The organism is Roseibium sp. RKSG952 (assembly GCF_009711355.1).
This window is the reverse complement of sequence record NZ_SMMF01000901.1, coordinates 31,788-42,311: the sequence shown is the minus strand read 5'-3', so window position 1 is coordinate 42,311 and position 10,524 is coordinate 31,788. Positions and strand designations below refer to the sequence as shown.

The following is a 10,524-nucleotide window of genomic DNA, read 5'->3' as shown; positions in this document are numbered from 1 at the left end:
TGAGTCACTTCATCTGAGACTTGGTATTAAACCAGTTAAAACCGATCTAATATTACGACCGTTATCCTAAAACATTACACTTCGCAAATATCGCCACCGTTCCCTTGTAGCAAAACCCAAACTTATTACGGCAGATGAATTTGGTACTCTCCTGATTGGCACAATTCCGGCAAAAATTCCGGTTTCACCGGCGCAGCATTCGAGCGTTGAATAATTCAAAAAATCGGAAATGAGAGGTTGCTTTGGTCACAACAGAGGGCGGATTCAGCTGCGGAGTGCAATGAGGCAACGGCCAGGTTCGGTTCAGTTCGCCATAAGGGGTTGAGAGTCAAGGCTGCTCAAGCGCCGCCAAGCGGTGTTGCACTTCGCGCTCGAGATCACCGAGGCCTTAGCGGCAATGGCCTTGAGTCAGGTGACGCCTTTTGACGGTCCCGCCGTTGCAATGCTGCAACTCTGCCTGCGGTACGTTGTTTTGGTGATGTGGACACAAGCCATCCGCTTGGGATAGGAAATCGGACAGATCAGAATGCGTATTTTATTTGCCCCGCTGGCTCTCGGGCTTGCCGTTGCCGGGTGCCAATCTGGCTCAACCCAGCGCGCAGCGCTGCCCGATCAAAGTCAGCTGTCAGTCCCTGCCCGCGCCTGAGCTGAGTTTGCCGAAGTTTTCGGGCAATCGAAGAAAGCCTTCTCCTCTCATCCGCCCGGTTTGGCATCTCACCAAAACGAAAACTCGTTCAAAACAGCAATACACCACGGACCACTGTGCCCGTGGTGTTCATCAGGATTGCAGCGCTATAATCTAGAAAACTGCATCCGCCTCAAATGGCATGTTCTGTATGCCCAATAGAGCAAGTGAACTGTCGAAGCCGCCGTCAATCATGATGGCATCCGTATCCAGAAGCTCTGCGGCAGATTGATCATCATCGATCTGCGCCGTTTGTGAAGCATCCACTTCAGCGTCAGAACCAGTATCACCCTGGGTCTCGCCGGATGATGTGTCCGTTGCCAGAACGGCGTTCACAACATCGCTCGGCCGGTCCCCATTGACGGTCTCTACCTGGGTCTCTAGGTTCAGTGACCACTCCGACACGCCGTAAACCCAATCGGTTTCCATCGCAAACTCGGTAATCTGCTGCAAATCTTCCGAGGTTGTTAACGCCCCCAGATCATCGTATCCGGGCATGGTCGTGATCATGATCGATGCATCGTCATCACCCAGCGACACGAGATAGTCGTGCATGGATGTCGCCGCCGCAATCGCTGCATTCCCCATCTCCGTCGTGCCATCCCCGTAGTCGAACGTCATGAGGTTCCAATAGGCGATGTCGACACCACTATCGACAACCATTTCGACAAAATCGGTTTCATATTCCGCCAAACCATCTGACAGCGTCGGGATTGTGATGCTGATTTCCAGATCAATGTCGTTTTCCGCCCGCCACTCTTCGAAAAGTTCCAGTGCGTCGACAAACACTTGCAATTGATCCAGGTCGGTAAGCGTATCATACCCTTCGACATCAAAATCGAAACCGACCAGGTTGCCGTAATCATAGGCTTCGTAAACTGCGATCCACTGCGCAACGACTTCCTCCGGGTTGTCAGTCACTTCCCAGAGCATGGAATTCAATGCGCCGCCAAAGCTGATGGTTACATCAACACCCGCATCCTGAAGCTCCTGAATACCGGCATCAATATTGTCCTCAAGGTAACCACCATTGAGATCATAAGCTGTGTAGTTACCCCAGGACGCCGTGCCGTAATTGTCCAGATAGATGGCGTTTCCGTCTTCGTCATACACCTGCCAGCCGAATTCATCTGTTGCAGGGACAAGTTCGCTCGTTTCGGCGACAATGAACGCAAGGCTGACGGCAGACACTCCGGATTCCAGAACTGTTGTTACGTCACCACCGGTTTGCGTGATGTCAAAGTAGGGCGTGTAAACTGCGCTGCTTCCACCAGTGTTTGCATTGCCACCGTTCGTCGTATCCCCGCTATCGGTATCATCGCTGCCGGTATCGGTATCATCGCTGCCGGTATCGTTATCACTCGTGGTTTCATCAGCACTTTCAGCGCTGTCGCTTGCACTGTTGTCGTCCACGTCTGAAGAACCGTCGTCGGTCCGGGTGTCGCTGCTATTGTCATCGACAGCTCCATCACCGTCTTCGGTATCCGAGACGCCATCAGTACCGTTGTTCGAGCCTGCATCGTCATCCGTGGTGCCGGCGGTGTCGTCGAGATCAACATCTCCCTCATCAACAACCGAACTATCGTCTGCGCCGCTGGCGTCCCCGGTGCTATCCGCACTGTCAGCGCTATCGTCGGCAACAGTTCCCGTTTGCAATTGCGTCAAGACGTCGGAGGAAATACCCGAGTTTTTGAATATGAAATTGTCTGCGGAAAGATCGGAAAGGGTGATGCCGGTCAGCGTAATAGTCTGGTTGTTGTTGGGAAGTGAAATAACAACACTGCCATTGACCTCTGAAAGAACAATATCTCCGGAGTTAAACCAACCGATCGTGAGTGTGTCGGAAGCAGGATCAAAATCCAAAACCTGCTGATTGTTTCCCCAGTTGTAATCTACATCTATGTTCTGCCCCGCAACAGAAGCGTTGCTGCCAGTCGTGTCGCCGGATGTGTCTTCAGCCGCACTTCCTGTGTCAGTGCTGCTTTCATTTGCTCCATCGAGCTGAGCCAGAACTTCATCTGCAAGGCTCTCATTCTTGAAAATGAAATTGCTTGACGACAGAGACGCGAGGCTAATGCCCGTCAAGGTGATGGTCTGATTGTTGTTCGGAAGCGAGATAACGGTGCTTCCATTGACCTCTGAGAGTTCAATATCCCCTGAATTAAACCACCCAAAAGTAAGCGTGTTTGAAGCCGGGTCAAAGTCGGCAATTTCTTGATTGTTACCCCAATTATAATCAATTGAAACATTTTGAATCGAATCGACAGAATCTTTTGCAGCAAGTGCGGCAGGCATATGTGACCTCTCGTATTTCCGCGTTCACCCCTTAAGTTTCTATAAATACGCCAACAACTTACAGAATGATTTCCGAATTATTAAATCCCTTAAGCTTGCAAGTATTGTGGGGAGTTCCCGGACGTGTCTCCAACCATATTCAAAAACTGTTTGCGTTCTTAATTTCATCACACATCAAAAATACCGCCACAACTCAACTCTAGAAATATATAATTACGCAAAACAATCAAATTCAGCCGGTCCGTTGCGAAAGTCGTGAAACAAACGCGCCAGGTTGACAAAGGGCTTGGAGTGAACGCGACACTGAATTTTGATACAAAAACACCACGGACCGGCAGGCCCGTGGTGCGTAACAGTGCCGTTGTATCTGCTCTTAGAGCATTGCATCTGCTTCGAATTGGGCATTGTGCATGCCGAGCAATGCAAGCTGACCACCAAAATCGTCATCAATCATGATGATATCAGTGTCGGTGTCGGCATCAGTCGAAGTCTGATCGTCTTCGATCTGAACGGTCTGCGTATCGGTGCCGTCAGTGCTGTCATCATCGGTGGTGTAAGTGTCCATCACGGATGTCACAACGTCTGTCGGGTTATAGTCGTGTGTCGTTTCGACAGTGCTGTCGCGGCCGAGCGACCATTCGGATACACCGTAGACCCAGTCTGTTTCCATCGCAAATTCAGTAATTTGCTGAATGTCTTCGGCGGTCGTTTCCTCACCCAGATCGTCATAGCCCGGCATGGTCGTGATCATGATCGATGCATCTTCATCACCAAGCGAGACGAGGTAATCATACATGGCTGTGGCCGCTGAAATCGCAGCATCACCCATGTCGGTAGTGCCATCGCCGTAGTCGAAGACCATGAGATTCCAATAGTCGATATCAACACCGCTATCGACAACCATCTCGACGAAGTCGGTTTCATAATCCGCAATCCCGTCGGAAAGAGTCGGAATTGTAATGCTGATCGTCAGATCAACATCATTTTCTTCCATCCACTCCTCAAACAAGACCAAGGCATCCACAAAGACCTGCAACTGATCCAGGTCAGTCATGGTGTCATAGCCTTCGATGTCGAAGTCGAAACCGACCAGGCTGCCATAATCATAGGCTTCGTAGACCGCGATCCACTGCTCCACGACCTGCTCCGGATCATCCGTGACTTCCCAGAGCATGGAATTCAATGCACCACCAAAGCTGATGGTCACATCGACACCTGCCTCCTGAAGCTCCTGAATACCAGAATCAATGTAGCTTTCCATGGAGCCGCCATCGAGGTCGTAGGCGGAATAGTTACCCCATGACGCGGTGCCGTAGTTGTCACCAGAATCCGTCTCGGCAACGATAAACGCCAAGGTAACAGCACTCACGCCCGAGGAGATCACCGTCGACACGTCACCTGTCGTCTCCGTAATATCGAAGTACGGCGAGTAAACAGTGCTACCGCTTGACGACGTGCTTGTGCTGGCAGAGTCATCGCTTGAGGTGTCCTCCGAGCTGGTATCCGAGCTGCTGTCATCGGCAGTGCTGTCAGCTGTATCAGACTCCGACGTGTCATTATCATTGTCAGCAGTCGCCGAGCTGTCATCCGCAGTATCATCGGACGTATCGTTGGAAGTGTCAGTGCTGTCGTCAGCTGTCGCAGTGGAATCCACATCCAACTGAGCCAGCACCTCTGCAGAAATGCTCGAGTTCTTGAAGACGAAGTTGTCTTCGGACAGTTCGGAAAGACTGATACCTTCCAGCGTGATGGTCTGGTTGTTGTTGTCCAGGGAAATCACAACGCTGCCATTGACTTCAGAGATACTGATATCACCGGAATTGAACCAACCGAAAGTGATCGTATCGGTATCCGGATTGAAATCGCTTACCGTCTGGTTGTTTCCCCAATTGTAGTCGATATCGATATTCTGGCTCGACGACGAGGAAGCATCGCTTGTACCGCTGTCGGCAGTCTCTGCATTCGTGGTCGCGTCAGAGCTGTCTGTAGAAGTGCTGCCATCCGATTCGAGCTGACTCACAACTTCCGAAGCCATGCTCGCGTTTTTGAAAATCAGGTTGTCTTCACTCAGCTCCGACAAGCTGATCCCCAACAGGGTGATTGTCTGATTGTTGTTGGGGAGCGAGATGACAACGTTACCGCTGGACTCGGAGAGGTAAACATCTCCGGAGTTGAACCATCCGAAAGTGATTGTATCTGTTTCAGGATCGAAATCAGATATTTCTTGATTGTTTCCCCAGTTGTAATCTACAGAAATATTCTGACTGGCATTATTTGTTTCACTTACTGCAAGCGCGGCAGGCATTGTTCACCTCTCTCAGTTTCCGCTTTTGCCCCCGGCCGCCAGTTAAAGTGGATCGGATATTACCGAAAGATTGCAGACTTATTACGTTTCGAAAATTTTACCAATGCAGCCGTTATTTCTAAATAGTGAATATTAGCACTGACTTATTTAACTATCTTTCGAATGGTGCAATCCAGCCAAAGACCCTTCGTGTTTCCTGCTCGCTGTTACAGCATTACCTCTGCTCAAAAAAAATCCGTACACGGATCAGGTCGTCAGTTTTCTGCCTCCCATACGAGGGCGAATCCGGGGACGCAACATCAGATCGATAAGGCTCTGCGCTCTTTCCGAGCGGAACACGGATGGAAAAACAGCCAAGGCCGCGATTGATCCGGATGTCGGCGTCAAAATCCGGACACATATAAGTTGCCGCAAAGTTTTCTGCAGCTGCGCGTGTTGTCTCAAACTGCGGCCCTCAAACACCACTGATTCACGATCCGACGCCACGGCATAAGGCTTCCCGGTAACGGCATGTTTAGCCATCAAGTCGGAACAGCGTGTTTTGCATATTGCGCGAGGAACTCCGGGCTTGGCGGGATCGGTTTGATCACATCGATCAGAACGCCGTTGGGATCCCGGGTGATGAAGTGGCGCTGCCCGAAAGGTTCGTCCTTCAGCTCCAGCACCATGGGCAAGCCTGCCCCCTTCAGGCGCTCGTACTCGATGTCGACATCCTCCACCTCGAAATTGATCAAAAGCCCGGACACGGTTCCCCGGCCGCTTTCAGGAACGGTTGGATGATTGCCGTCAAGCACGGCGAGATTAACAGCCGGGTTTTGCGCCGACTGCAGATGGACATACCACTCGGCCTCAAATGCCGGACGAAATCCGAAATGCTCTCGATAGAAGTCCGCGGTCTTGCGGACATCCCCGGTCATGATCACGGGATAGAATTGGGTGCATTTCATCGCTGGCCTCCCACATGAAAAAGACATACAGTTTGTATGTAATATACTATTAACATACAAGCTGCACGTATGCAAATTGAAAAACAGAGACGCAGTCAGGCAGACCGCCGGGCCGAAACCCGTGCCGCACTCTTGAGCGCTGCACGAACCTTGTTCATTGACCGGGGATATGCGGAAACCGGTACGCCGGAACTGGTCAAGGCCGCCAATGTCACGCGCGGCGCGCTTTATCATCACTTCGCCGACAAGACCGATTTGTTCCGCGCGGTCGTGAAAGCCGAAGCCCGGGCCGTAGCCGCCGCCATCGGCGCGGAGGCCGATGCCACATCAACACCGCTTGACGCTTTCATGGCAGGTGCCCTCGCCTACTTCGCGGCCATGAAGGTCCCCGGCCGCGCGGCATTGCTTCTTCTTGAAGGCCCGGGCGTATTGGGGCTGAACGAGATGGCCGAGATCGACAGCGAGACAGGACGCCAGACCCTGGTGGACGGCCTGAGACACGCTGCAGAGCATGGATTGCTGGACACAAGCCTCGACCCCGATGCGCTGGCAGACCTGTTGTCCGCACTGTTCGACCGGGCAGCCCTGATGATATCGAATGGCGCGCCGGAACAGTCTTACGTCAAGGCGACGAAGGCCGTTCTACAAGGTTTGCTCAAGCCGGACTGAGGCTTTCGCAAGTTGCAGCAGATCAGCCGCGTTTCCCTCAATCAAAGTTTATAATCCGCGCGTTCAATTAATATTATAACAAGGAAGCATAATTTTAGCCCCGTCAGCGCTTACATATAGGGTATTCCTTCCGGGCTTGCCGCCTGCCGCATTGCACGGGCAGACAGACCCGCAATCCCGCGCATGACGCGCTTCAAAGTTCATTTGGGAATTCCCGACCGGTCACGTGCATGGCGTGTCGAAGAGCGCCTCTGCATGCGCGGACCGGCGCCGCACATTCTTTCAAACGTGCCGCAAAGCCTCACAAGAAGTGGAGACCAGAGATGACGACCGAGGCAACCGCACCCGTTTTCGTGAACCGCCGCCGGGCTTTCATTGCCATGCTGATCATGGTGCCTCTGGGCGGCGCCGCAACCGATATCTACATCCCGTCAATGCCCGCCATGGCGCACTTTTTCGGGTCCGGCCAGTTTTCCATTCAGGCCACACTGCTCCTGTTCATGGCCGGCTACGGCATCGGCCAGATCCTTGCGGGACCGCTCACGGATTCCCTTGGCCGCCGCCTGCCGATCCTGTTCACCACCTGCCTGTTCGTGATCGCTTCCATCGGTATTGCCCTTGCCCCGCCGCTTTGGGTGGTTCTGCTCTTGCGTGCTGCGCAGGGCATTCTTGCGGCCTGTTCCGCCGTCGGCGCCCGGGCAATTGTCGCCGATTGCTATGAAGGCGACGAACGTATCAAGGCAGCCAACTGGATGACAATTGCCTGGGCAACCGGACCGATCCTGTCTCCCGCGCTCGGCGGCTATCTTCAGGACTGGTTCGGCTGGACCGCTTCGTTCTGGTTCCTTGCCGGATGGGGAACGCTGGTGGTGCTTGTCGCTGCATTCTTGCTGCCCGAAACCCGGCGCATCTCCCTGCGCCAACCTCTGGGCGATGCCTTTGCCGTTTACCGGAACATGGTCTTCGACCGGGTCTATGTTCCGACCGCCCTTGGCATGGCCTGCCTGATTTCGGTCATGTACGGCTTCGAGGTTCTTGCCCCCTTCTACATCCAGACCAACCTGCATCACAGCCCGATCTTTTACGGACACCTGCAGCTGGTCCTGGGCGCCCTCTGGCTGGCCGGCAACTTTTTCAATCGGCTGGTGAGCACAAAAGTCCGGGTTCGCCACACCATCGCTGTTGCCGCCGGAACCTCGCTCCTGATCAGCCTCGCCATGCTGGCCCTGGACCTGTCCGGCGTCTTCAGCGTCGCGGCGCTGGTCGTGCCGTCCGGGGTCATCTACTTCCTGATGGCAACCATCTGGCCAAACGGTTACTCGAAATGCCTCGCCCGTTTCGCGCAGGCAGGAGGAAGTGCAAACGCCCTCGTCAGCGGCCTGTTCATCATCGTCAGCGCGGGCTTTACAGCAGGCGCATCCCTGCTCCAGTCCCCCTCGGCATGGCCGCTTTGGGCCCTGTATATTTTCGTAACCGCCGCCACCTTGATCTTCTTCACCGTCTTCTTGCGCAAGGAATTCGACTACACCGTAAAATGAACCCTTTCTGGACCGGCGAAACCGGGGGCTGTCACTTTCCGGTTTCCGCCTTTTTGGCCGCGTCACGACCGAAGCCAAGATCTGCAGCAAGCAGGTTGCCGATCACAAGGATGATGACGCCGATCAGGATACCCGCCAGCCGGTCAAGCACGGGCGCAATCGATGATGGCGGCCCGTTGCCGGTGATCATGGTCATCAGGAACGCGATCACGGACTGCGTGCCGACATATGCATGCCGGTCGCCGCTGAAATGGAGGCCGGAGAAAGTGAATATCCCGAACAGAAGAAACACGGACCAGACAACAAAGTTCGACGGCAGAAAATAAACCACGGCCAGACCGGACACGCCGCCCAAGAGGCATCCGAACAACCGGTGATATGCCATTTCGTGGGTGAAGCCGATCCGCAGCTGGATCATCACAAGGCTCGTGATGATGATCTGGACCGGTGAAGGCAACCCGAATAGCTTGTCGAGCAGCACGATAACCACAAGCACGAAACCGCCAAAAACACCCGCTTCCATGGCATGCCTGCGCGTATCCTCATCGACACTGCCCGGCCCGAAGCTGCTCTTCTCTTCCTTGGGATGGAGATTGAACAACAATTCGATCACCATCGTCGTGAGCACGCCAACAATGATCTCCATGCCGCGATTGATGGCAAACTCGCGGGTTTCGCCGGGCGTAGCCAGAGAGACATAAGCCACCAGAACCCCGGTGATGCTGCCCAAAACCCAAGCATAGGCATAGCGGCTCGTATAGCGCTTGTAGATACCGGCCATGACGGATATCGCCATCAACGCGACGACCAGAAAATCCTGACCGGCAAATTGCGTTGCAACATAAAACGCCAGAACGCTGCCGATAATGGTGCCGATCACCCTGAGCAGGCTCTTTGTGACAATCGTCTTGCGGTCCGAGTGAGACACGATAAAAGCCGAGATCGCCGCCCACCAGGGTTCTTGCAACTCAAGCAGCAGAGACACGAACACGGCTGCCCAACAAGCAACAGCCGTTCTCAAGCGAAGGCCGTCAACATGGGTCATCGGGCCGCCCCGGCGGATCCTGAAACGGCCGGTTCGGGTGAACGGTTCAAAATGAGGACACGTGCATCACTTCCCATGAATTTCTGGTTGTCACCCGCATCCGGTGCGAGGTCGATATCGATCGGAAAGCGTTGTGACAATCGAATCCAGCCGGTGTCCGGATCAATATAGGGAAGCGCAATCTGCTGGGTCGGCGAACGGGAAATGCCCCGCGAAACGCCACGGACCTTTCCCTTGAAGATACGCCATGGAACCGTCGACACCATGTAGTAAACCGGTTGGCCCGGGCGGATATACTGGATGTGCTGTTCGTGGACGTTCGCGACCAGGCGGTACGCATCACCGGCAACCAGCACCATCGCAATGTCACCTGCGTTCAGGTACTGGCCAGCTTTGGTGCTGAACGGCACCACCTGACCGTCGAAAGGAGCCCGGACGACCGTTTGCTCCAGATTGTACTGGGCCGTGGCAAGTGTCGCTTGCGCATCGCGCATCTGCGCAATCCGTTGTGCAAGCTGGTCTTGCGCACTGTTTTGTGCGGCAACTGCACTCTCATACTCGGCACGGGCCTCTGTCAGGTTCCGATTGGCATCGTCGAGCGCCTGTTGCGTGCTAAATCCCTTTTGCTTCAGAGCGGCAATCCGCGCCTGGGTCGCCTCGGTATCTCTCAGCACCGCTTGCGCGGACTTGATACTGGCGGCGGCTTCCGCAACCGCATCCTTTGCAACCTTCAGCGCTTGCTCGGCGACCGCCTTGTTGGCCTCGGCACTTTCGACAGCCAGTTTGTAAGGGGTCTGGTCAAGCGTGAACAGCGGCGTTCCCTTGGTGACATCCGTATCATTCACAACATGCAATTCGACCAGGAGCCCTGGAACCGTTGGCGAAATGCGCGCATGGTCAGAGACCACGAATGCATCGGACGAATACGCAAAAAACAGCCTGCTGATCTCGTTCGCGAGGAACAGCCCGAAGACCACCAAGACAAACAGGATGATCAGCTTGCGTTCGAACATTCAGACCTCGCGTGATGCACACTCCGA

General features: G+C 54.1%; 7 protein-coding genes. 2 read left to right on the top strand and 5 right to left on the bottom strand.

Features of this window, described 5'->3' with window-relative positions; all coding sequences use genetic code 11:
* Positions 1–799: 799 nt before the first annotated feature.
* The 3 genes from E1297_RS16735 to E1297_RS16725 all read right to left on the bottom strand — a co-directional run bounded on the left by E1297_RS16735 (position 800) and on the right by E1297_RS16725 (position 6,232).
* On the bottom strand, positions 800–2,770 hold the full coding sequence (locus tag E1297_RS16735; protein ID WP_155140224.1) for a hypothetical protein: 1,971 nt from the start codon (positions 2,768–2,770) through the stop codon (positions 800–802).
* A 583-nt stretch (positions 2,771–3,353) separates the two neighbouring features.
* The gene (locus E1297_RS16730; RefSeq protein ID WP_155140222.1) at positions 3,354–5,285 is read right to left on the bottom strand and encodes a hypothetical protein; all 1,932 of its coding nucleotides are present in this window, start codon (positions 5,283–5,285) and stop codon (positions 3,354–3,356) included.
* 521 nt (positions 5,286–5,806) lie between these two features.
* Entirely contained in the window at positions 5,807–6,232 is a 426-nt protein-coding gene (locus E1297_RS16725; RefSeq protein WP_155140220.1) for a VOC family protein, read from the bottom strand.
* A gap of 69 nt (positions 6,233–6,301) precedes the next feature.
* Between E1297_RS16725 and E1297_RS16720 the strand changes: the two genes are divergently transcribed.
* Positions 6,302–6,901 (top strand): TetR/AcrR family transcriptional regulator, encoded by a 600-nt coding sequence (locus E1297_RS16720; RefSeq protein ID WP_155140218.1) that lies wholly within the window; start codon positions 6,302–6,304, stop codon positions 6,899–6,901.
* Positions 6,902–7,224: 323 nt separating this feature from the next.
* Positions 7,225–8,439, top strand: coding sequence for a multidrug effflux MFS transporter (locus E1297_RS16715; RefSeq protein WP_196223337.1), 1,215 nt, complete (start codon positions 7,225–7,227; stop codon positions 8,437–8,439).
* A 31-nt stretch (positions 8,440–8,470) separates the two neighbouring features.
* Here E1297_RS16715 and E1297_RS16710 read toward each other — a convergent pair whose 3' ends face one another.
* Positions 8,471–9,484, bottom strand: a complete 1,014-nt coding sequence (locus E1297_RS16710) for an FUSC family protein (protein ID WP_155140215.1) — start codon at positions 9,482–9,484, stop codon at positions 8,471–8,473.
* Complete coding sequence (locus tag E1297_RS16705) at positions 9,481–10,497, bottom strand: HlyD family secretion protein (RefSeq protein ID WP_155140213.1); 1,017 nt, start codon at positions 10,495–10,497, stop codon at positions 9,481–9,483. Before E1297_RS16705 ends, E1297_RS16710 begins: the two co-directional genes overlap by 4 nt.
* Positions 10,498–10,524 lie beyond the last annotated feature (27 nt).

Coding starts and splice junctions, on each gene's coding strand:
- E1297_RS16710 (WP_155140215.1), bottom strand. CDS start 9,484: ATGACCCATGTTGACGGCCTTCGCTTGAGAACGGCTGTTGCTTGTTGG.
- E1297_RS16725 (WP_155140220.1), bottom strand. CDS start 6,232: ATGAAATGCACCCAATTCTATCCCGTGATCATGACCGGGGATGTCCGC.
- E1297_RS16730 (WP_155140222.1), bottom strand. CDS start 5,285: ATGCCTGCCGCGCTTGCAGTAAGTGAAACAAATAATGCCAGTCAGAAT.
- E1297_RS16720 (WP_155140218.1), top strand. CDS start 6,302: ATGCAAATTGAAAAACAGAGACGCAGTCAGGCAGACCGCCGGGCCGAA.
- E1297_RS16705 (WP_155140213.1), bottom strand. CDS start 10,497: ATGTTCGAACGCAAGCTGATCATCCTGTTTGTCTTGGTGGTCTTCGGG.
- E1297_RS16715 (WP_196223337.1), top strand. CDS start 7,225: ATGACGACCGAGGCAACCGCACCCGTTTTCGTGAACCGCCGCCGGGCT.